This window comes from Paraburkholderia sp. MM6662-R1 (assembly GCF_050436245.1).
Classification (GTDB): domain Bacteria; phylum Pseudomonadota; class Gammaproteobacteria; order Burkholderiales; family Burkholderiaceae; genus Paraburkholderia; species Paraburkholderia tuberum.
Window position 1 is genome coordinate 63,452 of sequence record NZ_JBNDLV010000006.1, and the last position, 22,228, is coordinate 85,679.

Below are 22,228 nucleotides of genomic sequence, written 5' to 3' on the forward strand. Positions count from 1 at the left end.
CATCCTCACTCGTCGGTCACGCGTGGCAGGGCCGCATAGGCGGGCGTATCAATGAGGTGGTTCACCGCGTCGATGGCCTCCATCGGGTCGACCGCCTGAATGCGCACGACCTCGCTGGTGCCGTCGGAGAGCGCCACCGTGACGTCATGCTCGACGGTGCGCTGCCGGTCGCTTTCCGGGGTATTGGGATGGGTGGTGTGCGCGCTGAATGCGCGCGAGCGGTTGATTGGGATCGGGGTCGTCATGCATGCTTCCTTGCTGGTGTCGGGAGCCGGTTGGCCGGGTGCCGGACAATCACGAAGCTGCCGAACAGGGTCATGGAGATGCTGGTGTCCTGGTCGTTCGCGAGCAGTTGCATGAGCGCGCCGACCATCTCCAGCGTCAGGTTGCTGGTCGGCTGGCCGGCCTGCAGATACTCTTTCAGCCGCTCGATGGCCTCCTGTCTATCCCGCCTGTGTTTCAGTTGGGTGTTCGGTCCGTGATCCGTGGATTGCAAGGTCAGCATGATGCGTCGCCCCGTAAATGCGTGGAAACAGGAGGCTCTGGCAGGCCTCTGAAACCCATCATGCCAACGAGCGCGCGGGCAGCCTAGCATTTTTTCTGCGTTTCGCGCAGAAAGCGACGACCTGCCTCGGTCAGGGTGACGCCGGTCCATGGATAGCCGAGATCGCGGCATTCGACGTACTTCTGGCCGATCAGGTGGTCCATCGTGCGGGCGATGCCCTGGTTGGCGGAGGCCTCGAAACATGAAAAGCGTTTCATGGTCGCCAGCCGCGCGAGCACGGTGGCCGGGTCGCGCTGCTCGGCACGCTTGAGGTCGTCCAGCCCGGCGCTGAAGCGGTCGATAAAAATCCGGTCGGTGGCGGGCACGCTGCGCCTTTTCATGCGGGCTGCCCCTTTCGCGCCCGCAGCGCGGCTGCGCACCTGCGGCCGGGCTGGTCGTCGGGGTCCGCGCGGTGGTGCAGGCGTTCGCATATCTGCGCGCACTCCTCGATGATGCCGTCGCGCACCGGTCCGCGCATGCTCACGGCGGCCTGCCAGGCACACCACGCGCACTCGACGCCATAGTCGCTGTAGGTGCCGAGGTCCTCCCGCCAGCGTACGAGGATCGATGGAAATTCGCGGCGGTGCCACGCCTCGAAATCCGCGTGCAGCACATCGGTGGCGCTCATGGTGCTCATGGTGTGATCCCCCTGCTCGCGAGCGCGGCGTACCACGCCTGGCGGCAGGTGGCCTCCCATGAGTGATATCCGGTCGGAAAACTCCCCGTGCTGCGGTCCCACCACTGTTCGAACGTCATCAGCGTGGGCATTGCGGCCAGTTCGCGCTGGCAGGCCGGGCACAGGGCCGGGCCACCGCAGCGCGCCTTCGCGCCGTCGGCGCGCGGGCGCACGTGGCCATGCCCCTGGTTCGCGCCGACCAGCAGCATGCGCGGCACGGCCTCGGGGAACAGCGGCACCGTCACCGCGAGCGGGGGCCGCGGGTAGCGTGCATTCCAGCGCTCGGTGCGCCGCTCGGCACTCTCGCGGCTCGTGCGCACGGCATGCAGCCTGCCGCTGGGCAGTTGCGTGGCCCACGCGATGGCACCGGGCGGCTCGGGGCGTGACGGGTCAGTCATCGTTGCTATGCCTCTTTTCATCAATGGCGATGTACGCGTCGACCAGCTCCGGCGTGAAGGCGCTCTTGATCTGGGCGGCGGTGTAGCCACGGTCGCACAGCGTCATCACGAAGGCCCATGCGGTACGCAGCAGCGTCTCGTCGTCCATGTTCATCGCAGTCCGCCTCGAAGCGTTTCACGGCGTGCGCGCCAGCAGCGCGGCGATGTCGTCGCGGATGTCGACCGCGGGCTGCGACCAGCGCTCGGCACGGTCGACCGCATTGAGCACGGCGTCGCACAGCGCGAGGCACTCCTCGAGCGCGCGGCGCCGCTCGTCGACGGGGGCGGCGTAGACGGCTTCTGCGCTGATGTGCTTCGGTGGCGGGGTGCGCCAGACGTGCTCGACGTGATAGCCGTCGCGCCACAGCCACGCGACCGGCTGCGGATCGGCGGCATAGGGGCGCGCGAGTTCGGCATCGAGCCGCTCGAGCAGGACACGCGGCACGTTCAGCGTGATCCTGCTCGATGCATAGCCGCGGTTCGCGCCGACGTCGTAACGCTTGAGTGCCGCGAATTCGAGCGCGATGGCATGCAGCCCGACCGGGTTCTGCGTGGGCGGCAGCAGGGCGGGGGCACGCAGTTCGATATCGGTGGTGCTCATGACAGGGGAGGGCCTCCACGGGAGACATCCGGGTCATAGCGCGCCTTGTTGGACACGCGCAGCGCGTCAATCTGCGCGTGATACCCCTTGATGATGTCGAAGTTTTCGGCACCGAGCATGGACGACAGATAGCCGAGCATGGCCTTCATGCCGAACAGGTAGAAAAACGTCGCGCTGCCGCGCCCGCCGGGTGGTATGCCGGGATCGAAGCCCTCCTCGAGAATCTCGAGCAGACGGGCCATTTCGGATTCGCTCGTGTCGTGTGTCGCCATGGTTTTCCTCACGAATGTGGAGCGCTGTCCAGCATGGACAGCAGTGCTTCGCTTTCCGCGCGGGAGAGCAGCCGTCCGCGGCTCGTCTTGGGCACGACGCTCTCGTACTCGGCCGGGATCACCGATCCCATCACCTCGCCACCGGGGTTCACGCCGTAGCGCCACGCGTTCTCGATGGCCGCGCCGAACGAGCGCGCGCGCATGACCACCACGCCGAGAAACTGGTTGCCCGATGGCAGGGTGGGGTCGGCAAAGCTGAGCCAGTACAGTTCGCCTGGGCGGGGTGTGTCGTCGGTCATGGCGGGCTCCGGATTCATTTGGGCTTGGCTTCGGGCTTGGCCGTTTCTGCGTGCGGGCCGATGGCAAACATGCTCATGACATAGTTGAGCACGCGCATCTTCGCGTGGTCGTCGAGCGGTTTGAGCGCGGTGTGCACGGCCTGCATGGCGGTGAATTCATGCCGGAACTGCACGCTCAGCGGTGCGGGCGATTCAGAGCTCATGGCGCGCTGGCGGCAGTGTCAGCGTTGCCCACCGGCACGTACCGCATTGCCTCGCGCGTCATCATGGCCAGTTCGCGCACGGCTTCTGGACCATCCTGCGTGGCGAGTTTCTGCAGGATCGGCAGGCCACTCGCGATCGAGTCCATCACTTCCTGCGTGGTGGCCTCGCGCCCTTCGGCGAACCAGAACGTTTCCGTTGGATCGCCGATCTGGAACAGCACGCCGGCACCGCCGTCGGCACGCATGCGCCGGAACTCTTTCGTGATCCACACCAGCGCCACGCCCGGGTTGCGGTCGATCATGACGCCGGCCGGGTCGCTGATCTCAGCTGGCAGGTTGGACTCGCGCCGCACGGCCTTGGGCAGCGTGAGAAACGGACACGCTTTCGCGGCGAACAGCGCGCAGTCGGTGTGGGAGGGCGGCTCGGCGGAGATGCGATTGACCGCGCACATCGGCCCGATGTTGAACGCCACGTACCTGCTGAGCGGCTCGCCGCAAATCCAGCAGCGATACTGCCGCACGCACTTGACCAGCTTCTCCGGGTCGGACACGCGGAAGTCGGGCACGCCATCGATCCATGCGACGAAGTACGGCACCGGGTAGCCCTTCTCGCTCACGGGCAGGCGCCGGATACGGTCCGGCATATGCGGCAGATTCTCGCGATGGGGATAGGTCATCGTGAAGTCCTGTTCGGCTGCAGGGCTTCCGGGTCGGCGATCACGATAAAAAGTTCGTGCCGGCTCCAGTCGGCCTCGAGCTGTTCGGCATGGCTTTCGGGCGAATCCGGATACTCGATCACCACGGCGCGCGCCGGTCCAACCCACTTGCGGAACGTGTCGGACCACATGTTCATCCGGTCGGCCAGCGTCTGGGCGTCGTCTTTCGATGGCGCGGCGATGATGTCGTCGGAACCCTGAGCGTGCACGGCATAGAGCGTCATCTGTGTTCTCCGGTGAGTGTCATTCCATACCACTGATACCAGTCATACCAGTGGTATCAGGTGGGTGCTGCCATATGCAGCCAGTGCAGGCCGGGTCCGTCGGCTGGGCGAGCGCATGCTGGCATCCGGGGCTGAACGGCACCGGGACCCACACCATGCGGGGCAGGCGCGTCGCCACCCGCGGCTGGCCGCGCTGTGTGATGCCGGTGTCGAGCCAGCCGTCCTGCGCCAGCAGTTCGCGCGCGGCCTCGGGGCGGTTGTGGCATCCGTAGCGCATCACTTCGCTCGCGGGGCGGGCAGGGGTTGCCACCGGCCGTCCTCGGGCTTGCCGAAGCTCAGCCCCTCGCGCCAGACCAGATCGAGCGTGTAGCGGTCATCGGCATAGCCGCGCTTGATCCATGCCACCGGCCAGCACGTTTCACCGAACTCGCGCTTGCCGACGATGCGCCAGAGCACCGGCGTGCCGTCCTCATGAATGACCACGCCGTCGCGCACATCGCCAATCTCGGGCGCGCCGTACTCGAGGCTCTCGCCCTTGTAGAGAAAGAAGAAGCGGTTCCCGACCTTCACGCCGAGTTCGCCCATGTCGTTCACGATCCATTCGGGTTCGGGTATGTGCTTCACTGATCGACTCCTTCTGCGTGTGCCTCGAAGGGCTCGCGGCTGCGCAGCCGGACACGCACCTCGCGCACGATCTGCGCGCGCTGCTCCCATCCCATGCGCTTCCACAGGCAGCAGTCCACGGCGGTCTGAAGCGTGACGAACAGCGCATGGCACACGGGGCACGCCCACGGTCCGCCGTCGGCTTCCTCGTCGAGGTCGCCGTGCGAGCGCTCGCAGTCGGCCGCCGCGTCGACGGAGTTGTGCTGCTTATCGCACACGGGGCACTGGTAGAACATCTCGATCGCCCGGGGACAGCAGTCCTCGGCATCCCACTCGCTGTCGTGCACCGTTTCGCACGTCGGGCACATGTAGCGCCGGTACCGGTCAAGCAATTGGCTGCTCGTGGCTGACGGCACGCCGTGCAGCGCCTGCTGCAGGGGCCTGCCCTCGGTGGGGGTGAGGGTGAAGGTTCCGTCCATGTCGCTCATCGCGTATCGACCTCCGCAGATTTGCCGGACTGCAGCTGGCGAATTTCGGCAGTGAGGCGTTGTGACTCACTTCTGGCTGTCTCGTAATCAGCGAGCTTCTGTGCGAGCCGGTTGCGGTAATGGGCCGCCAGATCAAAGCCGCAATGCGCGGCCATCACAGTGGTGACAAGCGATGGCTTGCGCAGCCCCTCGACATACTCGCGTATGACGTTCGCGCCGTGACGCGCGCCCCCCATGACTGACCACAGATACTGGCGCTGCTCGTCCAGTTTCCGGATACGTGCCTGTGTATCGTCGGTCATAGCGTGCGACTCCCACTGGTGGCATCAAGCCGTACGATCATCGCGTCAGCCACACGCATGCGCAGTTCGGCCATGTACGAGGCGATCTCTTTGAGCGTCGGCTCGCGGCGCAGATCGTGCAGCAGCCGGTCGTACACCGCGCCGAGTTCAACGTTCACATGCGCGGCGAAGTACTCGCGCCGGGTCAGGCCTCCTTCGGTTACCCACGCGTCGCCCACGCCGTAACGTTTGGGCCATGCCGGTTCGTCGCCTGCGGATTCGTCGGTTGCCTGATCGCTCACGTCGCTCACTGCACCTCCTGCGGACTGCCTGCGAGGATGAGCAGGTCGACCTCGATGTCGGTGTCGAAGTCGACCGGCCCGGGATAGACGTGGGCACGCACCACCGCGTCAAGCTTCACGCGCAGCGCCTCGACCTCCTCCATGCTGCGCAGTTGCAGCCGGTGCATGTCGACGGAAAAGCCCACGTACACGATCATGGTTTGCTCCCTGTCGGGTACCGCGTCGTCCTACGGGCGCCAGTCCTTCGTCGTCTTTGCCGCGGTATGCACATCGACCTGCATGCCGTAGTCGGTCGCCTCGTAGCCCGGGAACTTGCGCGCATACGCCTGCGAGAGCAACTCGGCCTCGTCGCCGAGCTGTGCCGTGAATTCTTCCTCTGTGAAGACGCCTTTCTCAACCAGCAGCGCGGCGAGGGCATTGAATTCTGCGCGCAGCAGGATCGTCACCTCGCGGTGATCGCGCACGGCCTGCGCTTCCGGGTCGGTGTCCGAGCGCGTGCCAAGTTGCCAGCCCGCAAACACCGAGCGCCACTTCGTCAGCCGTTCAAGCGCGCCGCGTACGAGATTCAGTTCCATGGGATCGTCGCTCCGTCGTGTTGGGGACCGTGATGGACATGCAGTGCAAGGTCGGCTTGGTGCTGGGTGCACATGCGAATGTCCGCACCGGATGCGGACACAGATTGCGCAGACTGTGATTCGATACGCGCGATGCGGGCGCGCAGCATGAGCACGCTGTGCGTGTAGTACTCGAGCTGGCACGCATGGTCGACGAGCAGCAGCTTCGCCTCGCGCAGTCGCCGCGCCTGCTCGCGCTCGGCGGAAGGCCCGCACCATGCATCGACAATCGCCCGCAGCAGCCCCATTCAGTCAGCCCCCGCCATTACGCCAGGTCCCCCTGCGAGACCCAAGCCTCGAATACCTCAACCTCATAACGCGCCGCGCCATCGCCCACACACGCATACCTCTGCAAAGCCATCGCGCATTGCTCCGCGTCATCTCGCAGATCAAACGTGCGTGGATGCATCGTCACCGCGTCATGCACCAGCCGTCCTGTTACCGCATTGCGTACCCGGTATGCGGGCATGTCGCCTTCCCAGCCTGCTGCGTGTGTCCTGAAGAAGGCACACCACCCTCGGGGTGGTGTGCCGTGTGTACCGTGCCGTAACGCGTGCCGTGCCGTATGCGCTGCGTGCCGTGGTGCCGTGCCGTGAAAATCTGCGCGTGACCCAGAACGCATACCGCGCAGAACGCCGTCTAAAACGCCGTGTATCCCGCGTTCACCAGCGCCCGGTAAAACGCCCGCGCCGCAGGCAGTGTGTACAGCCTGCTCACCTCGTCCTCCGCGCTCCACGCCCGCGTCTGGATCCAGATCACGTCCGGCCGTCCAGCCACCTCGCTGAAATGCGCCTCGTACGTGTAGTTCGCAGGCGTGTGCGTGAGCTTCCACCCATGACCCACACGCCGCTCGTCGAACGAGCGCCGCACCGCGTCAACCTCGCGGATCGAGGTGATCGCCTGCTTCGCCTTCCAGATGGCGTCGTGGTCAACCTGCATGACAATCGCATCCACATTCAGATGGCCGAAGTATGTAAGTTTTCGCACTGCGCTACAAGCATTTTATGCGTGCGAAGCAGAATCGGAAATGATAAGGTTGACGCATGAGTTGCATCGGAGTCCGCACCACGTCGGCGTTTGCACCGCATCCAGTTGTCATCTGCGTTGTCATGAACCACCAGCCCTGCACGCAGAAAGCTGATGTCGTGACGTGACAATCAAACGGTCAACCCGATCACGCCGTCCCGGGAGCCTTATGCCGTTCAACAAGGTCAGCCGTATCCAGTGGGCCGCCGCCCGCGCCATGTGGGAATCGGACCCGCGTATCAACTTCGTGCAGATCGCTGAAAGCCTTGGAACCACCCGCCAGGCGGTGCAGAAGCGCTCAAGCGTCGATGGCTGGGCCAAACGCACCGACATGGATTCGGTCGCAGAACAGGCGCAGCGGCGCGCAGATTCGAAGGTCGAAGAGGAAGCCGCACCGAGCGGAGAATCTACTGCTGCGTCGCCGCCAAAGCCCTCGCCAGTTGTCCGCCCGGCGATTGAAATGCGCGAGCCGCCGGTCAAGAACCGCGAGCGTGGCCTGAAAGCACCGCTGCCGGTGATACCGCCTGAGAGCACCGAGGATGAAGCACGACGCATCGCGCATGAAGCGGCGGTCGAGCGTCGCGCAGAAGTGCTAACGACTCACCGCAAGGAGTGGATTGCGGTACGCACGTTGGCTTACGCCACCATCAAGTCAAAGGACATGGAGGCCGCGCGTCACGTCAAGACGGTGGCCGAGTCGTTGAAGATCGTTCAGGAAGGTGAGCGCAAGGCGTGGGGGCTGGACACGGAAGAGAAGAAGCCCGGCAGTGTGCAGATCGTGATCAACCGCCGGGCGGGGGTGACGATTGGTCACTGAGTCATGCCGCTTCTGCGCGTTGGCGTGCGCGGATGATGGTCGCGCGGCTGGTGTTCAGGTCGCGTGCAACCTGCGAGACGCTCACGCCTGCCGCCAGTTGCTTGAGGGCCAAGGTGAGGTTTTTTGTGCTGAGTGCGGCGGGGCGTCCCATATGTTTGCCTTCTGCGCGCGCTCGCGCGATGCCTGCGTGGGTCCGCTCTATCAGCAGGTCGCGCTCGAACTCCGCCACCGCCGTAATCACACCCATCGTCATCTTGCCTGCCGCACTGGTGAGGTCCGCTCCACCAAGGGCCAGGCAATGCACCCGCACGCCCATCGTGGCGAGCTTCTCAACCGTCGCACGTACGTCCATCGCGTTGCGCCCGAGCCGGTCGAGCTTGGTGACGATCAGCACGTCGCCGTCCTCCAGCCGGTCGAGCAGCTTCACGAACTGTGGGCGCTCGCTGGCCGGCGAACTGCCGCTGATGGTTTCGGTGACGATCCGTTTCTTATCGACCGCGAACCCGGCGCCGTGAATCTCCTTCACCTGGTTCTCTGTGGTCTGGTCGTCGGTGCTGACGCGGGCGTAGATGAACGTTCGCATGGTGTTTCCCCGTGGTGTGGTGGTGTGGTGACCGGAAAGGCTGAGCCGATTATGGACAGTGTGCGAAAGGAGTCAACCATTACTTTCGTACAGGCAAACCCGGATCGACCACAAGCGTTCGCTTCTGGACAGGGGGGCGCGCGTGGAGCTTGACCGCATCCTGTTCGGCGATTGCCGTGCCTCGCTGCGTGTGCTGGCCGCAGAAGGTGTGCGCGCGCAGGTCTGCGTCACGTCGCCCCCTTATTTTGGGCTCCGCGATTATCAAGTTGCCGGGCAGATCGGCCTCGAAGCGACGCCGGCCGAATACATCGATGCGCTGGTCGAGGTGTTCCGCGAGGTGCGTGAGGTGCTGGCCGACGACGGCACGCTGTGGCTCGTGATCGGCGACAGCTATGCGGCGAACCGTGGCTATCAGGTGCCGTCCACGCTGATGAACGGCGAAGCGACGAACCGGGCGCAGGCCGCTGGCGGTCGGCCGCAGCGCGCCGCAGATTACGGCGTGAAGCCTAAGGACCTGATCGGCATTCCCTGGATGCTCGCGTTCGCGCTGCGCGCAGATGGCTGGTATCTGCGTTCGGACATCGTGTGGTCGAAGGGCAATCCGATGCCTGAGTCGGTCACCGACCGGCCAACGAAAAGCCATGAGTACGTGTTCCTGCTCGCGAAGTCGGAGCGCTACTTCTACGATGCGGCGGCGATCAGCGAGCCTGCGGTGAGCGATCACCCGTCGGGTAATGGCTTCCGGCGCGATGCGCGGCTGACGTACCGCGATGCGAACGGCGCGCGTGGCAACGATCAGGAGTGGTCTGCGGTCGGTGGCCGTCGCAACCGGCGCACGGTCTGGCAGGTCAACACGCGGCCTTACAAGGGGGCGCACTTCGCCACCTTCCCGGTCGATCTCGTCGAGCCGTGCGTGCTCGCGGGTAGCCGTGCTGGCGACGTGGTGCTCGATCCGTTCATGGGCAGCGGCACCACGGCGGCGGTGGCGATCCGTCACGGGCGACCTTTCATCGGCTGCGAACTGAACCCGGCGTATCGCCCGATGCAGGACGAGCGCATTGCCGCGGCGCGGCTCGAACTGGCGGCGGCGCAGCGCGAGCAGGCGTTCCGGGCCGCGCAGATTGATCTGTTCGGGGGTGCCAATGCCCCTTGACGCTGCACAGGAGGCCGCATGGGCGGCGCAGCGCGAGCAGTGCTGGTCTCGCTTCTGCGAGGCGGTGTCAGCGGCACACCGGGGCAGCTATCGGGCGGGCTGGGCGCTGGTCGACGCGGTGCGTGCGCGCTTCGGTGATGAGGTCGCCGAGCGTGCACAGCGCGAGTTGCGGCGGTACACGGCGAGGTCGAAATGATCACCTTCGGTTCCGTGTGCTCGGGCATCGAGGCGGCCAGCGTCGCGTGGCATCCGCTCGGCTGGCGGGCGGTGTGGGTCGCGGAGATCGATGCCTTTCCGTCGGCGGTGCTCGCGTGCCGCTATCCGTCGGTGCCGAACCTGGGGGACATGCGGGGTCTGGCCGCACGCGTGCGCGCGGGCGAGATCGAGGCGCCCGATGTGCTGGTGGGCGGCACGCCCTGTCAGGCGTTCTCTGTGGCGGGTCTGCGTGCCGGGCTCGCGGATGCGCGCGGGGCGCTGGTCCTCGCCTTTCTGGAGTTGGCCGATGCCATCGATGCAGCTCGATCTGTTCGGGGACTCGCTCCCTGCGTCGTCGTCTGGGAAAACGTCCCGGGCGTCCTCTCCTCGAAGGACAACGCCTTCGGCCACTTTCTTGCCGGGCTGGCCGGAGAGGGCTGTGCATTGGAGCCGCCAGGGCGTGCCGGGGGACGACGGTCGTGGAGCAACGCTGGTGCTGTGTTTGGACCCCGGCGTACGGTCGCCTGGCGCTTGCTCGATGCCCAATATTTCCGAGTGGCCCAACGACGCCGGCGTTGTTTCGTTGTATCGAGTGCTCGAGCGGGGTTCGATCCCACGGCGGTACTTTTTGACTTCGAAGGCGTGCGCCGGGATTCTCCGCCGGGCCGGGACGCGGGGCAAGACGTTGCCGGGACTCTTAGCGCGCGCACTTCAGCGGGTGGCGGACTCGGGACCGACTTCGAGCTAGGCGGTGGCCTGCAGCCGGTGGTGTGCATGGCGCATGGGCAGGGCGGGGCGGAGGTCGTGTCGGACCATTCGCCGACGCTCACCTGCCTGCATGAAGCGCCGATCGCCTGCTATGCGTTCCAGCCGCGCGTGGCGCGCAATGGCCGGGGCGACATGGGCGAGGTGGTGAATGCGCTCACGGCGCAGGCGGGTGAAACGGGCAAGGGCGATGCGGCACCGTGCGTGGCGGTGCAGTACGAGCCGTGCGCGGCGGTCCCACTGCTTGAGGTCGGCAAGCGCACCGGGGTGAGCACGACCGATGTGCGCGCGGGGCTCGGGGTCGGTGGCGAGGACGATCCGATGTTCACGCTGCAGGCCGGGGCGCAGCACGGGGTCGCGGTGGCCTTCAAGGCGTCGCACTTCACGCGGGGCAAGGATGGCGCGCCGTCGGAGGTGGTGCCACCGCTGTCTGCCGATGCGGACAAGGGTGATCAGGACACCCTGGTATGTGCGCCGCCGGTGATCGGCTTTTCGTGCAAGGACGCGGGCGGCGATGCGTCGGTGGAGGTCGCGCCGACGCTGCGCGCGATGGGCTTCGACGGCTCGCATGCGAATGGCGGGGGGCAGGTGGCTATCGCCTTCGACGCCCGTCAGGACCCGGTATCAAGCCCGCACACGGCGGGTGCGCTGGGCTCGTCGAGCCCGCAGTCGCAGGCGGTGTGTCTGGCGTTTCAGGAGGCGCAGTCGGGGGTTCGCGTGTCGCCGGTGCACCCGACGCTTGATGCGAATAACGGCCCGCGGCGCATGAGCGGTGCGCTCGACGGCATGGCGGTGCGGCGGCTCACGCCGCGCGAATGCGAGCGGCTTCAGGGCTTTCCGGATGACTTTACTTTGATGCCGTATGGCCGGGCGGTGCGCGCAGAAAAGCTGGATGCAGATTGGGTGAAGTACCTGATGCGCGGCGGGCAGATGACGCGTGAGGAGTGTACGAGGGCGGCAGCGGATGGGCCTCGGTACAAGGCGCTGGGGAATTCGATGGCGGTGCCGTGCATGCGGTGGCTGGGGCGGCGGATTCAGGCGGCGGTATGGGCTGCGGACTCTACGTGAACGTCACGCCCGCGCAGTACGCGGCGGTGCTGGAGCTTGCTCAGGACGCAGAAATGACGGGCATCTACGGCGATCTGATCAAGGCGCTCGACCGGTTCGCGGCGGCCAATGGCGGGACGTTCACGGCGGCCGGGTTCGTGGTGGGCGTGGAGGTCGAGATTCGTGTGGTCTGGGGTGGTGAGCCTTTACGGGAGGCGTGATGGGTGATGACGTGTTGCGTGTGACCGATGCGGTCGATACCGAGGCCTTCATGCGGGAGTGGGAGGCGGTGCGGGCGCTGAGTGGCGAGGTGCTGGCGCTGGTCGCGGAGCCTGCGGTCAGAGGTGAGGAAATCCGGGAGGTCGCGCAGCGCTATCGCGCGGTGCTGCACCTGATTGCCCACTCGTTCACCGGGTGCACCGGTACCGCCGAGACGATGCAGGCGCTCGCGCGTGAGGCGCTCGCTGATACGCCGTTTGCGGGTGGGCATCGTGCCGGTGGTGATGGGGGACGGGATGAACGTTGAGCGGGAGTTGTCCATTGAGGAACGGGCGCTGATCGGCTGGGCTACAGAGGCTTTGCTCGGCGACGCGCTCGCGCTGCTACAGGAAGCGGTCGTCTGCATGGAGGACCGGGGCATCGACGAGTGCGATTTCGTGCGCAAGGCTAAATCGCTGCTCCTGGCCGCTGATGCGTTCGCGCCGGAAGCCTTCACGCTCGGCGAGGATTTCGTGCGCTGGGCGACCAGTCGGAACGTCGATGAGCCGCCTGTGCTCGGTGCCGGGCGCGTTGATCTGCACCCGGCGACGGCCAGTCTGGTCGACCGTTTCTCTGTCGCGCTCGCTGAAAAGCTCGCGGCGGCCGAGCGGAAGTACGGCTACAGCAACGAGTGGGAGATGACGACGGACTTCGACGGGTTGCGCACGGATCTGATGCAGCACGTCTGCAAGGGTGATCCGCTCGACGTTGCGGCCTATTGCGCGTTCCTCTGGCATGCCGGGCAGGCGACATGGGTGCCGGGTCAGGAGCCTGCCGCGTCGCATGAACCGTGCGGGTGTGGGCCGCAATGTCTGGATAACGGCGAGGGTACATGCCGGTACGCCAGTGCAGCACCGCAGGCACCGGTGGCATGGATCAATCCGATGGACTGGCGCAAGCTGCGCGGGTCGTCGGATGGGACGCTGCGTTATTGGACGCGTATGCCGCGTAATGGCGATGTGCCGCTCTATGCGTCGCCCGGGACGGGCGCGGCAATGACGGTGCCGGACGGAGGCGGGTTTGGCCTGCTGACCGGGCAGGAATTGTATGTCATCGAATTGGCGATCAGAGAGCTGCGTCGTTCGGCTGATGGGGTGCTGGACCAAGGCCGTCACGCTCAAATGCTGCGGCGGGCGGATGAGCTTGAGATCGTGCGTGACTGGCTGACCACCGTAGTGGCGGAGCCGATCCCGGATGGCTGGCAGATGGTGCCGGTGGAGCCGACGGCCCGGATGATGATGAAGGCATCGGATGCGGCTGCGGCTGGGGACGGAAATGTGCCCTTGTTCTATCCAGCCGCGATGGGCGGGGGACTGCAGGCGGTATGGCGCGCAATGCTCAAGGTCGCGCCGGAACCGCCCAGGGTGGTCGCCCTGCCGCGCGAAGCCGTGGCTGTAGCGCCGGAGCCGGTGGCATGGATGCATGTCCTGGACAATACGGAAGGCATCGAAGGGAATGAGCCAATTGTCCGATTCTCCGAAGACTCCGACGAGTTCCCATTCGGAATTCCCGGCGAGGACTTCAGCGAGTCATACCCCGTCATATCGACGCCGCTCTACACGCACGCTGCCCCGGGAACGCGGCCATGAATGCGTACACGACAGACTGGATCGCGAATACGTGCGGCGCGAACGCCTCCCATGTTGGCAACGCCGCCCGTTCAATGTGGGTAGCCCCGGAAGGGGTCATCTATACGTCGTCGCTGTGGGATGAAAACGCGGGCGGCATTGCTATCTACCAGAACGGCCAGAGCATCGGCTCGATCGGCGCGCATGGCGAGTTTCAGGGCAGTGCGATCACGGGCAACGATACGCATGTCTTTGTCGCGCTGCCGTTCAGTGCGACTCTGGGTAGTGGCAGCGTGGGGCGCTACAGCCGCAGCACCCGCACCCAGGACCTGCACATCGCGGTCAGCGCCGATATCACCGAGCGCAATGCCGACGTGGTGACGGGGCTCGCGGTCGATGGGGCGCAGCTCTATGCGAGCGACTTTCCGGGTAACCGCGTGCGCGTGTTCAAAACGGATGGCACCTTCCAGTGCGATATCGCGCTCGCCAGTCCCGGCGCGCTCGCCGTCGACGGGCTTGGCAACATCTGGGTGGCGCAGAAGGCCACCGGCACCGTGCGCGGCTTTACCCCGTTCGGTGCGCCGGTGCAGACGATCACGATGCCCGCCGGTTCGCGGCCGGCCTCCCTGCATTTCGATGCGGCGGCCAATACCCTGATGGTCGGGGACGAAGGTCCGGACCAGAACATCAAGATTTACGACCTGTCTGGCATCCCGCCGATGATCGGCACGTTCGGTACGCAGGGTGGGTATCGCGACACGACGTGCGGCATCAAGGGGCAGGTGGGCGACAAGCGGTTCACGCGCGTGGCAGGCATTGGCAAGGACGCAGGCGGCAACCTGTACGTGTTGAACAACCCGTGGGGCGCAACCTCGGATCTGGGTCGTACAGGCGGCACGGACCTCCACGCCTACAGCGCCTGCGGCACGCTGCAGTGGGTGCTTCAGGCGCTTAACTTCGAGGCGATTGCGGCGCCGGACCCGGTCACGGATGGCTGCTGCTTCTACAGTGGCACGAATGTCTACAGCGGCACGGCCGGGGGCACCTTCGTCGCCAACACGGTTGACCCGTTCGACTTTCCGGCCGATCCGCGCATCAACCCGAGCGATCCGTCGCGCGGTGAGCACTTCGCCCAGCTTGCCGCGGTCGGACCCAACCACCGGATTCTGGTGGCGTGCGGGCAGAACCCGGATGTCTTTTACTTCTTCCACTTCAGCGAGGCGAGCGGCTATATCGCGATTCCAGATGGGTCGTTGCCGGGCGCGCTGTTTGGTACGAACGCGCGGGTGCGCTGCGGGTTCTGCCTCGACAGCCGGGGCGATGTGTGGGCGGGGCTGGACAAGACGAAGGCGATCACGCACTACCCGTTGACCGGCTTTGATGCCAGCGGCAAGCCGTTATGGGGCGCGGGCATTGCCACGCCGACCCCGGCCAGCATCACGCCGCTCACGCGGATCATCTATCTGCCGGACAGCGACACGATGATCCTCGCTAACGGGATCGGGACCGACTGGACTTCAATCGGCACGCGCGTCGAGGTCTATCACGGCTGGTGCGCGCGCAACACCGCGACGCCTCTGGTTATCACGCTCACGGGCCTCAATCCGAAGTCGATCACCGCGGCGGGTAATTACCTGTTCGTCGGCTATGTGCACACCGTGCCGAACATCGACGCGTTCAACCTGACGACGGGCGCGCTTGAGATGACGCTGACCAGCAGCAACCCGGGCGTGTATGTCGGCAACGATGTCGATTCGATGTACGGCCTGCGGTCGTTGCTGCGCGCGAACGGTGAGTACGTCATCACGAAAGACAACTACAACGGCGCGAGCGTCATCGTTTATCGATGGACGCCTGCGGCCTTGCCCTAACCGGAGGTGACACAGGTGACTGACCGTTTTCATTCCCTCACGGTGGTGCTTGATCAGGACCTGCGTGAGGACGATGCGCGGGCGCTGATGGCGGCGATCCAGCAGCTTCGTTTCGTGCTCGATGTCTCGGGCAATGTCAGCGACCTCGCGGCATATGTGGCCGAGGAGCGAGCGCGCCATGAAATCGGGCAGCGTCTGTGGCGCGCGCTCTACCCGGATCGCGAGACGCATTAGTCGTGCGACGTGGTGCGCGATTGGCGTGTTGATGATTGCGGCGAGCCGGGTGCTCACGGATGAGGATGCGTGACCATGCGAGACAAGTTTGTTAGTTATTTGCGGGTTTCGACGGTTCGCCAGGGGATGAGCGGATTGGGCTTCGACGCGCAGCGCGAAGCCGTCATGCACTTCCTGAACGGTGGCCAGGGGGAACTCGTCGGCGAGTTCGTCGAAACTGAAACCGGCAAGGGGCGTGACGCGCTAGACAGGCGTCCGCAGCTGCGTGCTGCGCTCGACATGTGCAAGAAGCACGGGGCGACGCTCATCATCGCGAAACTGGACCGGCTGGCGCGCAACGTTCATTTCATCAGCGGCCTGATGGAGACAGGGTGCGACTTCGTGGCGGCAGATATGCCACAGGCCAGCAAGGTGATGCTCCAGATGCACGCAGTGATGGCCGAATGGGAGCGCGACCAGATCAGCCGCTGCACGAAAGATGCGCTGCGTGCAGCGAAGGCCCGCGGCGTGAAGTTGGGCGTCGCCGGACCCGCGAATTTGAAGCCGAATATCGAGGCCCGCCAGCAGGCCGCTGATGCCTTCGCCGCGAAGCTGTCGGCCACGTTGAACGGCTTCCGGTCCGCTGGCATGAGTCAGCGCCAAATGGTCGACGAACTGAATGCGCTCGGCGTCAAAACCACGCGCGGTGGCCAGTGGTCGCAGGCCCAGCTGCAACGAGTGTTAGCTCGGGTTGCCTGCAATCGTAGCAGTAAGCAACGCGAGTTTTTGTGAGAAGGAGGTGTGTGATGCCAGCGAAGTCGAAAGCACGACAGGAGCAACGATGAGAACGATCTTCAAGTACGAGCTGGATCGGCCGTTCACGCGGCTGGATCTGCCACGCGGCTCGAAGGTGCTGAATGTCGATCTGCAGCACGGCCATCCGTATGCGTGGGTCATGCATGAGCGCGAGGCGCTCTCGGGCGGCCACCGCGCCGATGTCGAGGTGATGATCGCGCCCACCGGCGGCGACATGCCGACCGAGTACGGCGACTATGTGTCGACGTATTTCGAGCACGGGGGCATGTATGTGTGGCATGCGTTCGTGCGGTATCTCGGGGCACGCAATGAGTAAGGCGAAGGCCGCACCTGCCGCGCTCGCACCGGACGCGCCCACGATCATGATGCCCACGGCGCTCGTGATGCGCCGGCTCGAGGAGCTGGTGCCGTACGCGCAGAACGCACGCACGCATTCGGATGAACAGGTGGCGCAGATTGCGGCCAGCATGCGCGAGTTCGGTTTCACGAACCCGATCCTCACCGCGGACGATGGGATTCTCGCGGGCCATGGGCGGCTGCTGGCGGCGATGAGTCTGTCGCTGCAGGTGGTGCCGACCATCGACCTCTCGCACCTGTCGCAAGTGCAGCGGCGCGCGTATGTGCTCTCGGATAACAAGATCGCGATCAACGCAGGGTGGGATCTGGACATACTGCGCATGGAGCTGGGCGAGCTGGACGAGGCCGGGTTCGATCTGTCGATTACGGGCTTCGGCGCGGAGGAACTGGACGAACTGCTGGCGCCACAGATGCCGGGTGACGGGCCGGATCCGGACGAGGTGCCCGAGCCACCGGTGGTGCCGTTCTCCAAACCCGGCGACGTGTGGATTCTCGGCCCGCACCGCGTGCTGTGTGGCGACGCACTGGCGGTCACGGATTGGGAGACGCTGATGGAGGGCGAGCGCGCAGACATCGTGTGGACCGACCCGCCGTACAACGTTGACTACTCGTCGAAGGCGGGCAAGATCAAGAACGACAACATGGCCGACAAGGCGTTCCACGACTTCCTCGCTGGCGCGTTTGGCGGGCTCTACACGGTCATGAAGGCGGGCGCGGCGATCTATGTGGCGCACGCGGACACCGAGGGCTACAACGTGCGCAGTGCGTTCCGCGCTGCCGGGTTCCGGCTCTCGGGCTGCATCATCTGGCGCAAGAACAGTCTGGTGCTCGGGCGCAGCCCGTACCAGTGGATTCATGAGCCGATTCTCTACGGCTGGCGGCCGGGCGCCGCGCACCGCTGGTTCGGTGGCCGCAAGCAGACCACGGTGATGGACCTCGGCGAGGCGTCGCCCTTCCAGCAGCAGGACGACGGGCGCTGGGTGGTGCAGGCCGGTGACCAGTTGCTGGTGGTGTCGGGCGAGGCGATGGTCGAGAACCTCGAGCCGTCGGTGATCAGCTACGACCGTCCGTCGCGCAGCGCGCTGCATCCGACCACCAAGCCGGTCGGGCTCATCGTGCGGATGCTGCGCAACTCGGCGCGGCCGAACGACATAGTGGTCGACGCGTTCGGCGGCTCGGGCTCGACGCTCATTGGCGCAGAAATGGCTGGCATGTGTGCGCGCGTGATGGAACTCGACGCGAAGTTTGTCGACGTCATCTGCAAGCGCTACTTCGGGTTCACCGGCCGGCGTGCGGTGCACGCTGAAACCGGCGAGCCTTTCCCCGATTCAGACCCTGTTGAGGTGTCGGCATGACGACCGCCAGCGGCAATCCGGACGAACCAATCGAGGATAATCACCGCGCGTTGATGAATGCGCTTGCGCACGCGTTGCGTGAGGTGCTCGCGCCGTATGGCTTCGCGCTGCTGGTGTTCGATTTCAACCGCATTGAGGGCGGGCGGATGAACTACATCAGCAACGCGAACCGCGAGGACATGATGAAGGCGCTGCGCGAGTTCGTCGACGAGCCCAAAAACCACCCCGGGCTGTCGACGCCATGAAGGACATTGCGGGTCAGACGTTCGGGCGTCTGACTGCGATCCGGCGGGTGGAGGGGCAGCGCTGGCTGTTCCGGTGTGAGTGCGGGACAGAAAAGGTTTTGCACGGTGCGGTGGTGCGCAGCGGGCATACCCGTTCGTGTGGTTGCCTGCGGCGCGAGCTTGCGCGCGGGTTGCCCAGGCATCGTCAGTATCAGGCGATGCTCGACATGGAGGGCAGGCGCTTCGGCATGCTCACGGCGCTGCACTATGACCATTCGAGTGCGCGTGGCGCGATGTGGCGTTTCCGGTGCGACTGCGGCACGACGCTGGTGCTGTGTGCGAAGGACATCCGTTATGGTGGCCGGACGTCCTGCGGGTGTGTGGCGCGTTCGAAGCACGAGCGGCAGAACCTGCAGAAGCGGCCACGCGGGCAGGGCGGCGATCAGGTATTCGATGGTCTGTCGGTCGAGCGGCTGGGCGAGCTGGCCGCGCTCTATGGTGTGGATGGTCCGGCGGACGGGATGGTCGCATTCGCGCGGCGCATCCGGATGGAGGCCCTGATGGTCGACGGCCAGCCGGTGATGATGTCGGTGCTCAGAGGTGACTGAGGAGGTGGGCGATGAACAATGGAGATTACCGGCGCGCACACCTGCGCCTGGCCGCAGAGCGGCTGATCCGTGGCGACCGGCTCGCGCGCGGGCGCGACGTGTCGCATCTCACGTTCGCGCGCAGCGTGCTGGCCGCCGAGGTGGCGATGCATAACGTCGTGCTTGGCATCGGGCGGCTCACGCTGTCCGCGCACGCGCGGCACCCGCTGTTTGACCGTCGCCGGGTACACGCCGGCTCCGAGAGGTGAGATTCATGTTCCGGTTTTCGCTACCGAAGTACGCACTCGTGCAGCTGGGGGCGGGCAACCACACGACGACGGTCGTGCATATGGGCGATGGTGAGTTCGTGGGCGACGCGCTGCCACCGCTGCTCGAGGGTGCCGCGCCGAAGGACGACGCGGGTGATGGGCTCTCGCGCTTTGCCGTGCGGGTGGTCGACTCGCCGTACCCGCGCGGCTTTCAGGCGATCCTGTGCGCGGCCGACATCGAGGGTGTACTTGCGGAGGAGTTCCGCAGGATCGAGGCGGAGCCCGGTGGCCAGCACAGGCTCGCGAAGCTGATGGCGGCGATGAATACCGGCCCGCTCGCGACGTGGCGCGAGGTCCGTCATCCGTTGCTGCCTGCGGCGATCAAGGCGCTGGCGGCGCTTGCCACGGGCTCCACGCTCGACGACGTGGTGGCACCGCCCAAGGCGGGCAGCTAGTCGCTCACAAGGTCAGCGTAGCCTAGCGCGCAGGCACGTGCCCAGGCGATGGCGAAAATCTCGGGCGCGCCGGCCAGCGCGCGCATGCCTTGCAGCTTCGGATTGAACGTGGAGTACGCGCCGTCGTTGCCGTAGCGGGCGAGCAGCGTCGCGGGCAGCAGTCCCTGCTCGCACAGGTAGAGGTCGTACGGGCCGTGGGTGCCGAGGATGACGCCCGGGGTATGCGGCTGGGCGAAGCGCGCGAAATACGGCCATGCGGTTTTCCACCGGCCAGCGACGCGGTCACCCTCGATGCCGGTGATCCTGAAGCCGGTAATGCACAGCCCCCATTCGCTCACAAAGCAGGTGTTGCCGTCGCGTTCCTGCCGGTTGTAGAAGTCGTTGATGGCCCCCTGCATCTGGTCGCGCAGCGCGCGTGAGGGCGCACCGCTCAGAAAGCGCGAGAGCACGGCGGCGGCGTCGCGCTCGACCTGCTCGAAGGTGGCATGGTGCATGGTGGTTCTCCGGGGGCGAGTTTCACGGCGTTTGAACGGGCAATGTCATCGCTTCGTCGAAAGTCCAGGGGCAGTCGCGCGGGAACACGTCCGAGTCCAGTCCCGTTTCGCGCTCCGCCGCATAGATCGCCCCCGCATAGGCGTCCTCCACGGCCTCCGCCTGATAGGACTTCAGGCTGGGATTTTTCAGGATCAGGCGCGCGATACGGACGCGTTGCTCATCCACGGTCGCTCGCCAGATACGCGAGCGCCGCTCCGGTTGATAGGCCCACGTGAGCAGATGCGTCAGCAGCACGCCGAGGCGGTTCGTCAGTTGGCTGCGCTCGCTGCTCCCCATGTCCTCCAGTTCCTCGATGATGTTCACGATGTCAGCCTCCGCCAGTTTTCCTGCGCGCAGCAGTTCCGCCTGCTCGGCGGTCCAGGCATGAAAATCTGTGTCGTGCAGTGTGCTCATCAGTATCTCCGAATGCTGGCCGAACCCTGCAAGATAGCAGCTAGATAGCTGATATCGTCCGTCAGTGGACGGTGCTGTAGAGGACCGGCTGCATCGCGCGCATTTTCTCCGTGAAGCCGGGCTCCCATGGGAAGCGGTTCTGCGCGTCGGGCCAGACAAGCTGGTACACGGGTGGCAGTTCGATTTCGTGCAGGCGGCACCACACCTTCAGCAGGTTGATCTCGTCGTCGACCCGCGACAGGTCGACCAGGCGAAATGCCGTGTCATAGCCCTGTGCGATGTCGGAGGTCCTGGCGTGGTCGGTCACCTTCAGGGTGCCTGCGCGCATGAGCGCGACTGTGTCGTTCAGGATCGGCATCATGATATCGGGTGGCAGGCCGGAGACCAGCAGTTCGGGCAGGCCTTGCAGCACGTTGCCGATGGTGTAGCCGTACGCTGCCTTTTTGCCGTCGGGGTCGAACACGCCCTGCACGGCATGCCCGTGCGAAGCAATGAGGCGGTCGATCTTGAGGAGATAGTCGTTGCTGTCCATAGTCCTATTCTTTGTCTGCGTCGCTCGCCAACCGTGGCACGCCCAGCGTGGGCAGCGTGTGCGGGATGTCTTTCGGATCGAACGCCTCATGGATCGCGAGTTCCCACAGGTTCGTGTTGTTCAGTGTCTGCGCGACGACGTGTGCGTCGGCACAGCGCACCGCGAACTGCAGCAGGGTGAGTGGCGGGGTGTTCGGGTCCGTTTCCCATTGTGCGGCAACGGCGCGCAGCATGGTCACGTCGAGGCCGAGCATCCGGGCGATCACGGCATAGCCCGAGGGCTGGGGTTGGTTCACGTATTACTCCCGAATGTGGTTTTACCGGCGGTGCGCTTTTTTCGCGAGCATGGCCGTCCGCAGGATGTCGTTCATGCGGCTTTGATAGCCCTTCCCCTGACTCTTGAGCCATTCAAGCACGTCCGCGTCAATGCGCACCGTCAACTGTTGCTTGACGGGCCTGTAGAACTTTCCGCGCTCGGCGCCGCTCCAGTACTCCTCGGTGGTAGCCGGGATGTCGGAAAAATCGATTTCGCTTTCCGGTTTCGCCGCCACGGCAGCGAGTTCTTTCCGAAGCGATTCAGGTACCTTCTTCATAGATTTTCCTCTCCAGTCTGGTTGCGCGTCGTGCGGAGACGATGCGTATATGTTCGTCGCCGTCGTCAGCGTGCGTCCACGTATGAGCTACCAGCAGCAGCACGACACCTTCCACTGTGCCGATGGTTTGCCATCGTTGCTCGCCGTTCTCGATGCGATCCTGTTGCGTGACGTGAAAGGGATCATCGAATACGAATTGGGCGAGTTCAAAGCTGACACCGTGTTTGCGGCGGTTCTTCTCATTCTTGATGTCATCCCATGAAAACAAGTGTAGCCCCTTCTTTGTAGTTACACAAGTGTAGTTACATTCGGGCGGGAAAGCAACCGGATTCTGGGG

General features: G+C 65.2%; 43 protein-coding genes. 16 read left to right on the plus strand and 27 right to left on the minus strand.

Translation table 11 applies throughout. The features are described 5' to 3' along the window. Positions 1-5 precede the first annotated feature (5 nt). The 20 genes from OKW39_RS44050 to OKW39_RS44145 all read right to left on the minus strand — a co-directional run bounded on the left by OKW39_RS44050 (position 6) and on the right by OKW39_RS44145 (position 7,199). Positions 6-245 (minus strand): hypothetical protein, encoded by a 240-nt coding sequence (locus tag OKW39_RS44050; RefSeq protein WP_429565731.1) that lies wholly within the window; start codon positions 243-245, stop codon positions 6-8. Continuing rightward, positions 242-505 (minus strand): hypothetical protein, encoded by a 264-nt coding sequence (locus OKW39_RS44055; protein WP_429565732.1) that lies wholly within the window; start codon positions 503-505, stop codon positions 242-244. Before OKW39_RS44055 ends, OKW39_RS44050 begins: the two co-directional genes overlap by 4 nt. A gap of 83 nt (positions 506-588) precedes the next feature. Beyond that, positions 589-870 carry a hypothetical protein gene (locus OKW39_RS44060; RefSeq protein WP_429565733.1) on the minus strand — a complete coding sequence of 94 codons (282 nt, stop codon included), beginning with the start codon at positions 868-870 and terminating at the stop codon, positions 589-591. Positions 871-881: 11 nt separating this feature from the next. Beyond that, positions 882-1,181 (minus strand): hypothetical protein, encoded by a 300-nt coding sequence (locus OKW39_RS44065; RefSeq protein WP_429565734.1) that lies wholly within the window; start codon positions 1,179-1,181, stop codon positions 882-884. Further along, entirely contained in the window at positions 1,178-1,618 is a 441-nt protein-coding gene (locus OKW39_RS44070) for a hypothetical protein (protein WP_429565735.1), read from the minus strand. The genes OKW39_RS44065 and OKW39_RS44070 overlap by 4 nt, the downstream gene beginning before the upstream one ends. Continuing rightward, on the minus strand, positions 1,611-1,772 hold the full coding sequence (locus tag OKW39_RS44075; RefSeq protein WP_429565736.1) for a hypothetical protein: 162 nt from the start codon (positions 1,770-1,772) through the stop codon (positions 1,611-1,613). Before OKW39_RS44075 ends, OKW39_RS44070 begins: the two co-directional genes overlap by 8 nt. A 21-nt stretch (positions 1,773-1,793) precedes the next feature. After that, a complete protein-coding gene (locus OKW39_RS44080) occupies positions 1,794-2,258 on the minus strand; it encodes a hypothetical protein (RefSeq protein ID WP_429565737.1) in 465 nt (154 codons plus the stop codon). Continuing rightward, the gene (locus tag OKW39_RS44085; protein ID WP_429565738.1) at positions 2,255-2,530 is read right to left on the minus strand and encodes a hypothetical protein; all 276 of its coding nucleotides are present in this window, start codon (positions 2,528-2,530) and stop codon (positions 2,255-2,257) included. The genes OKW39_RS44080 and OKW39_RS44085 overlap by 4 nt, the downstream gene beginning before the upstream one ends. A gap of 8 nt (positions 2,531-2,538) precedes the next feature. Further along, positions 2,539-2,829, minus strand: coding sequence for a hypothetical protein (locus OKW39_RS44090; RefSeq protein ID WP_429565739.1), 291 nt, complete (start codon positions 2,827-2,829; stop codon positions 2,539-2,541). Between the two features lie 14 nt (positions 2,830-2,843). Further along, positions 2,844-3,032 (minus strand): hypothetical protein, encoded by a 189-nt coding sequence (locus tag OKW39_RS44095; RefSeq protein WP_429565740.1) that lies wholly within the window; start codon positions 3,030-3,032, stop codon positions 2,844-2,846. Further along, complete coding sequence (locus OKW39_RS44100) at positions 3,029-3,709, minus strand: hypothetical protein (protein WP_429565741.1); 681 nt, start codon at positions 3,707-3,709, stop codon at positions 3,029-3,031. The genes OKW39_RS44095 and OKW39_RS44100 overlap by 4 nt, the downstream gene beginning before the upstream one ends. Further along, positions 3,706-3,972, minus strand: a complete 267-nt coding sequence (locus tag OKW39_RS44105) for a hypothetical protein (RefSeq protein ID WP_429565742.1) — start codon at positions 3,970-3,972, stop codon at positions 3,706-3,708. The genes OKW39_RS44100 and OKW39_RS44105 overlap by 4 nt, the downstream gene beginning before the upstream one ends. A 276-nt stretch (positions 3,973-4,248) precedes the next feature. After that, positions 4,249-4,596: a hypothetical protein gene (locus OKW39_RS44110; RefSeq protein WP_429565743.1), complete on the minus strand. Its 348-nt coding sequence runs from the start codon at positions 4,594-4,596 to the stop codon at positions 4,249-4,251. After that, positions 4,593-5,063, minus strand: coding sequence for a hypothetical protein (locus OKW39_RS44115; RefSeq protein WP_429565744.1), 471 nt, complete (start codon positions 5,061-5,063; stop codon positions 4,593-4,595). The genes OKW39_RS44110 and OKW39_RS44115 overlap by 4 nt, the downstream gene beginning before the upstream one ends. Next, positions 5,060-5,365, minus strand: a complete 306-nt coding sequence (locus tag OKW39_RS44120) for a hypothetical protein (protein ID WP_429565745.1) — start codon at positions 5,363-5,365, stop codon at positions 5,060-5,062. The genes OKW39_RS44115 and OKW39_RS44120 overlap by 4 nt, the downstream gene beginning before the upstream one ends. Beyond that, a complete protein-coding gene (locus OKW39_RS44125; RefSeq protein WP_429565746.1) occupies positions 5,362-5,655 on the minus strand; it encodes a hypothetical protein in 294 nt (97 codons plus the stop codon). The genes OKW39_RS44120 and OKW39_RS44125 overlap by 4 nt, the downstream gene beginning before the upstream one ends. Then, entirely contained in the window at positions 5,652-5,843 is a 192-nt protein-coding gene (locus OKW39_RS44130) for a hypothetical protein (protein WP_429565747.1), read from the minus strand. Before OKW39_RS44130 ends, OKW39_RS44125 begins: the two co-directional genes overlap by 4 nt. A gap of 30 nt (positions 5,844-5,873) precedes the next feature. Beyond that, positions 5,874-6,221, minus strand: coding sequence for a hypothetical protein (locus tag OKW39_RS44135; RefSeq protein ID WP_429565748.1), 348 nt, complete (start codon positions 6,219-6,221; stop codon positions 5,874-5,876). Next, on the minus strand, positions 6,212-6,508 hold the full coding sequence (locus OKW39_RS44140; RefSeq protein ID WP_429565749.1) for a hypothetical protein: 297 nt from the start codon (positions 6,506-6,508) through the stop codon (positions 6,212-6,214). Before OKW39_RS44140 ends, OKW39_RS44135 begins: the two co-directional genes overlap by 10 nt. Positions 6,509-6,899: 391 nt before the next feature. Continuing rightward, complete coding sequence (locus OKW39_RS44145; RefSeq protein WP_429565750.1) at positions 6,900-7,199, minus strand: hypothetical protein; 300 nt, start codon at positions 7,197-7,199, stop codon at positions 6,900-6,902. Between the two features lie 256 nt (positions 7,200-7,455). On the opposite strand from OKW39_RS44145, the gene OKW39_RS44150 reads away from it, so the two are divergent. Beyond that, positions 7,456-8,103, plus strand: a complete 648-nt coding sequence (locus tag OKW39_RS44150; protein ID WP_429565751.1) for a hypothetical protein — start codon at positions 7,456-7,458, stop codon at positions 8,101-8,103. Position 8,104: 1 nt separating this feature from the next. On the opposite strand, the gene OKW39_RS44155 is transcribed toward OKW39_RS44150, so the two are convergent. Further along, a complete protein-coding gene (locus OKW39_RS44155) occupies positions 8,105-8,686 on the minus strand; it encodes a recombinase family protein (protein ID WP_429565752.1) in 582 nt (193 codons plus the stop codon). 142 nt (positions 8,687-8,828) lie between these two features. On the opposite strand from OKW39_RS44155, the gene OKW39_RS44160 reads away from it, so the two are divergent. The 15 genes from OKW39_RS44160 (at position 8,829) to OKW39_RS44230 (ending at position 19,819) form a co-directional block, all read left to right on the plus strand. Then, the gene (locus OKW39_RS44160) at positions 8,829-9,839 is read left to right on the plus strand and encodes a DNA-methyltransferase (protein WP_429565753.1); all 1,011 of its coding nucleotides are present in this window, start codon (positions 8,829-8,831) and stop codon (positions 9,837-9,839) included. Further along, positions 9,829-10,035, plus strand: coding sequence for a hypothetical protein (locus OKW39_RS44165; protein WP_429565754.1), 207 nt, complete (start codon positions 9,829-9,831; stop codon positions 10,033-10,035). Before OKW39_RS44160 ends, OKW39_RS44165 begins: the two co-directional genes overlap by 11 nt. Beyond that, entirely contained in the window at positions 10,032-11,867 is a 1,836-nt protein-coding gene (locus OKW39_RS44170) for a DNA cytosine methyltransferase (RefSeq protein WP_429565755.1), read from the plus strand. Before OKW39_RS44165 ends, OKW39_RS44170 begins: the two co-directional genes overlap by 4 nt. After that, positions 11,864-12,067 (plus strand): hypothetical protein, encoded by a 204-nt coding sequence (locus OKW39_RS44175; RefSeq protein WP_429565756.1) that lies wholly within the window; start codon positions 11,864-11,866, stop codon positions 12,065-12,067. The genes OKW39_RS44170 and OKW39_RS44175 overlap by 4 nt, the downstream gene beginning before the upstream one ends. Continuing rightward, positions 12,067-12,372, plus strand: coding sequence for a hypothetical protein (locus OKW39_RS44180; protein WP_429565757.1), 306 nt, complete (start codon positions 12,067-12,069; stop codon positions 12,370-12,372). Before OKW39_RS44175 ends, OKW39_RS44180 begins: the two co-directional genes overlap by 1 nt. Further along, positions 12,329-13,693, plus strand: coding sequence for a hypothetical protein (locus tag OKW39_RS44185; protein WP_429565758.1), 1,365 nt, complete (start codon positions 12,329-12,331; stop codon positions 13,691-13,693). The genes OKW39_RS44180 and OKW39_RS44185 overlap by 44 nt, the downstream gene beginning before the upstream one ends. Then, on the plus strand, positions 13,690-15,543 hold the full coding sequence (locus tag OKW39_RS44190; RefSeq protein ID WP_429565759.1) for an SMP-30/gluconolactonase/LRE family protein: 1,854 nt from the start codon (positions 13,690-13,692) through the stop codon (positions 15,541-15,543). Before OKW39_RS44185 ends, OKW39_RS44190 begins: the two co-directional genes overlap by 4 nt. Before the next feature lie 15 nt (positions 15,544-15,558). Continuing rightward, positions 15,559-15,777 carry a hypothetical protein gene (locus OKW39_RS44195; protein ID WP_429565760.1) on the plus strand — a complete coding sequence of 73 codons (219 nt, stop codon included), beginning with the start codon at positions 15,559-15,561 and terminating at the stop codon, positions 15,775-15,777. A 75-nt stretch (positions 15,778-15,852) separates the two neighbouring features. Next, positions 15,853-16,548 (plus strand): recombinase family protein, encoded by a 696-nt coding sequence (locus OKW39_RS44200; protein ID WP_429565761.1) that lies wholly within the window; start codon positions 15,853-15,855, stop codon positions 16,546-16,548. 49 nt (positions 16,549-16,597) lie between these two features. Beyond that, the gene (locus OKW39_RS44205; RefSeq protein WP_429565762.1) at positions 16,598-16,888 is read left to right on the plus strand and encodes a DUF7352 domain-containing protein; all 291 of its coding nucleotides are present in this window, start codon (positions 16,598-16,600) and stop codon (positions 16,886-16,888) included. Continuing rightward, positions 16,881-18,284 (plus strand): site-specific DNA-methyltransferase, encoded by a 1,404-nt coding sequence (locus OKW39_RS44210; RefSeq protein ID WP_429565763.1) that lies wholly within the window; start codon positions 16,881-16,883, stop codon positions 18,282-18,284. Before OKW39_RS44205 ends, OKW39_RS44210 begins: the two co-directional genes overlap by 8 nt. Continuing rightward, a complete protein-coding gene (locus OKW39_RS44215; RefSeq protein ID WP_429565764.1) occupies positions 18,281-18,529 on the plus strand; it encodes a hypothetical protein in 249 nt (82 codons plus the stop codon). The genes OKW39_RS44210 and OKW39_RS44215 overlap by 4 nt, the downstream gene beginning before the upstream one ends. Next, positions 18,526-19,116 carry a hypothetical protein gene (locus OKW39_RS44220; protein ID WP_429565765.1) on the plus strand — a complete coding sequence of 197 codons (591 nt, stop codon included), beginning with the start codon at positions 18,526-18,528 and terminating at the stop codon, positions 19,114-19,116. Before OKW39_RS44215 ends, OKW39_RS44220 begins: the two co-directional genes overlap by 4 nt. Before the next feature lie 11 nt (positions 19,117-19,127). Then, entirely contained in the window at positions 19,128-19,364 is a 237-nt protein-coding gene (locus OKW39_RS44225; RefSeq protein WP_429565766.1) for a hypothetical protein, read from the plus strand. A gap of 5 nt (positions 19,365-19,369) precedes the next feature. Then, on the plus strand, positions 19,370-19,819 hold the full coding sequence (locus OKW39_RS44230) for a hypothetical protein (RefSeq protein WP_429565767.1): 450 nt from the start codon (positions 19,370-19,372) through the stop codon (positions 19,817-19,819). On the opposite strand, the gene OKW39_RS44235 is transcribed toward OKW39_RS44230, so the two are convergent. The 6 genes from OKW39_RS44235 to OKW39_RS44260 form a co-directional block, all read right to left on the minus strand. Continuing rightward, positions 19,816-20,313: a hypothetical protein gene (locus OKW39_RS44235; RefSeq protein WP_429565768.1), complete on the minus strand. Its 498-nt coding sequence runs from the start codon at positions 20,311-20,313 to the stop codon at positions 19,816-19,818. The genes OKW39_RS44230 and OKW39_RS44235 overlap by 4 nt on opposite strands. A 22-nt stretch (positions 20,314-20,335) precedes the next feature. Next, positions 20,336-20,767 carry a DUF29 domain-containing protein gene (locus OKW39_RS44240; RefSeq protein WP_429565769.1) on the minus strand — a complete coding sequence of 144 codons (432 nt, stop codon included), beginning with the start codon at positions 20,765-20,767 and terminating at the stop codon, positions 20,336-20,338. A 61-nt stretch (positions 20,768-20,828) separates the two neighbouring features. Then, positions 20,829-21,299, minus strand: coding sequence for a DUF4262 domain-containing protein (locus OKW39_RS44245; protein WP_429565770.1), 471 nt, complete (start codon positions 21,297-21,299; stop codon positions 20,829-20,831). A gap of 4 nt (positions 21,300-21,303) precedes the next feature. Then, positions 21,304-21,594, minus strand: coding sequence for a hypothetical protein (locus tag OKW39_RS44250; protein ID WP_429565771.1), 291 nt, complete (start codon positions 21,592-21,594; stop codon positions 21,304-21,306). A gap of 21 nt (positions 21,595-21,615) precedes the next feature. Beyond that, positions 21,616-21,891, minus strand: a complete 276-nt coding sequence (locus OKW39_RS44255) for a BrnA antitoxin family protein (RefSeq protein ID WP_429565772.1) — start codon at positions 21,889-21,891, stop codon at positions 21,616-21,618. Beyond that, complete coding sequence (locus OKW39_RS44260; RefSeq protein WP_429565773.1) at positions 21,875-22,159, minus strand: BrnT family toxin; 285 nt, start codon at positions 22,157-22,159, stop codon at positions 21,875-21,877. The genes OKW39_RS44255 and OKW39_RS44260 overlap by 17 nt, the downstream gene beginning before the upstream one ends. Positions 22,160-22,228 lie beyond the last annotated feature (69 nt).

Excerpts from the sequence above, each read along its gene's own strand:
- OKW39_RS44075 (WP_429565736.1), bottom strand. The coding sequence starts at position 1,772 with ATGAACATGGACGACGAGACGCTGCTGCGTACCGCATGGGCCTTCGTG.
- OKW39_RS44235 (WP_429565768.1), bottom strand. The coding sequence starts at position 20,313 with ATGCACCATGCCACCTTCGAGCAGGTCGAGCGCGACGCCGCCGCCGTG.
- OKW39_RS44115 (WP_429565744.1), bottom strand. The coding sequence starts at position 5,063 with ATGAGCGACATGGACGGAACCTTCACCCTCACCCCCACCGAGGGCAGG.
- OKW39_RS44055 (WP_429565732.1), bottom strand. The coding sequence starts at position 505 with ATGCTGACCTTGCAATCCACGGATCACGGACCGAACACCCAACTGAAA.
- OKW39_RS44065 (WP_429565734.1), bottom strand. The coding sequence starts at position 1,181 with ATGAGCACCATGAGCGCCACCGATGTGCTGCACGCGGATTTCGAGGCG.
- OKW39_RS44230 (WP_429565767.1), top strand. The coding sequence starts at position 19,370 with ATGTTCCGGTTTTCGCTACCGAAGTACGCACTCGTGCAGCTGGGGGCG.
- OKW39_RS44205 (WP_429565762.1), top strand. The coding sequence starts at position 16,598 with ATGAGAACGATCTTCAAGTACGAGCTGGATCGGCCGTTCACGCGGCTG.
- OKW39_RS44050 (WP_429565731.1), bottom strand. The coding sequence starts at position 245 with ATGACGACCCCGATCCCAATCAACCGCTCGCGCGCATTCAGCGCGCAC.
- OKW39_RS44210 (WP_429565763.1), top strand. The coding sequence starts at position 16,881 with ATGAGTAAGGCGAAGGCCGCACCTGCCGCGCTCGCACCGGACGCGCCC.
- OKW39_RS44120 (WP_429565745.1), bottom strand. The coding sequence starts at position 5,365 with ATGACCGACGATACACAGGCACGTATCCGGAAACTGGACGAGCAGCGC.
- OKW39_RS44190 (WP_429565759.1), top strand. The coding sequence starts at position 13,690 with ATGAATGCGTACACGACAGACTGGATCGCGAATACGTGCGGCGCGAAC.
- OKW39_RS44180 (WP_429565757.1), top strand. The coding sequence starts at position 12,067 with ATGGGTGATGACGTGTTGCGTGTGACCGATGCGGTCGATACCGAGGCC.
- OKW39_RS44095 (WP_429565740.1), bottom strand. The coding sequence starts at position 3,032 with ATGAGCTCTGAATCGCCCGCACCGCTGAGCGTGCAGTTCCGGCATGAA.
- OKW39_RS44155 (WP_429565752.1), bottom strand. The coding sequence starts at position 8,686 with ATGCGAACGTTCATCTACGCCCGCGTCAGCACCGACGACCAGACCACA.
- OKW39_RS44140 (WP_429565749.1), bottom strand. The coding sequence starts at position 6,508 with ATGGGGCTGCTGCGGGCGATTGTCGATGCATGGTGCGGGCCTTCCGCC.
- OKW39_RS44085 (WP_429565738.1), bottom strand. The coding sequence starts at position 2,530 with ATGGCGACACACGACACGAGCGAATCCGAAATGGCCCGTCTGCTCGAG.
- OKW39_RS44080 (WP_429565737.1), bottom strand. The coding sequence starts at position 2,258 with ATGAGCACCACCGATATCGAACTGCGTGCCCCCGCCCTGCTGCCGCCC.
- OKW39_RS44090 (WP_429565739.1), bottom strand. The coding sequence starts at position 2,829 with ATGACCGACGACACACCCCGCCCAGGCGAACTGTACTGGCTCAGCTTT.
- OKW39_RS44100 (WP_429565741.1), bottom strand. The coding sequence starts at position 3,709 with ATGACCTATCCCCATCGCGAGAATCTGCCGCATATGCCGGACCGTATC.
- OKW39_RS44225 (WP_429565766.1), top strand. The coding sequence starts at position 19,128 with ATGAACAATGGAGATTACCGGCGCGCACACCTGCGCCTGGCCGCAGAG.
- OKW39_RS44130 (WP_429565747.1), bottom strand. The coding sequence starts at position 5,843 with ATGATCGTGTACGTGGGCTTTTCCGTCGACATGCACCGGCTGCAACTG.
- OKW39_RS44170 (WP_429565755.1), top strand. The coding sequence starts at position 10,032 with ATGATCACCTTCGGTTCCGTGTGCTCGGGCATCGAGGCGGCCAGCGTC.
- OKW39_RS44220 (WP_429565765.1), top strand. The coding sequence starts at position 18,526 with ATGAAGGACATTGCGGGTCAGACGTTCGGGCGTCTGACTGCGATCCGG.
- OKW39_RS44165 (WP_429565754.1), top strand. The coding sequence starts at position 9,829 with ATGCCCCTTGACGCTGCACAGGAGGCCGCATGGGCGGCGCAGCGCGAG.
- OKW39_RS44135 (WP_429565748.1), bottom strand. The coding sequence starts at position 6,221 with ATGGAACTGAATCTCGTACGCGGCGCGCTTGAACGGCTGACGAAGTGG.
- OKW39_RS44215 (WP_429565764.1), top strand. The coding sequence starts at position 18,281 with ATGACGACCGCCAGCGGCAATCCGGACGAACCAATCGAGGATAATCAC.
- OKW39_RS44255 (WP_429565772.1), bottom strand. The coding sequence starts at position 21,891 with ATGAAGAAGGTACCTGAATCGCTTCGGAAAGAACTCGCTGCCGTGGCG.
- OKW39_RS44240 (WP_429565769.1), bottom strand. The coding sequence starts at position 20,767 with ATGAGCACACTGCACGACACAGATTTTCATGCCTGGACCGCCGAGCAG.
- OKW39_RS44245 (WP_429565770.1), bottom strand. The coding sequence starts at position 21,299 with ATGGACAGCAACGACTATCTCCTCAAGATCGACCGCCTCATTGCTTCG.
- OKW39_RS44200 (WP_429565761.1), top strand. The coding sequence starts at position 15,853 with ATGCGAGACAAGTTTGTTAGTTATTTGCGGGTTTCGACGGTTCGCCAG.
- OKW39_RS44070 (WP_429565735.1), bottom strand. The coding sequence starts at position 1,618 with ATGACTGACCCGTCACGCCCCGAGCCGCCCGGTGCCATCGCGTGGGCC.
- OKW39_RS44145 (WP_429565750.1), bottom strand. The coding sequence starts at position 7,199 with ATGCAGGTTGACCACGACGCCATCTGGAAGGCGAAGCAGGCGATCACC.
- OKW39_RS44150 (WP_429565751.1), top strand. The coding sequence starts at position 7,456 with ATGCCGTTCAACAAGGTCAGCCGTATCCAGTGGGCCGCCGCCCGCGCC.
- OKW39_RS44105 (WP_429565742.1), bottom strand. The coding sequence starts at position 3,972 with ATGACGCTCTATGCCGTGCACGCTCAGGGTTCCGACGACATCATCGCC.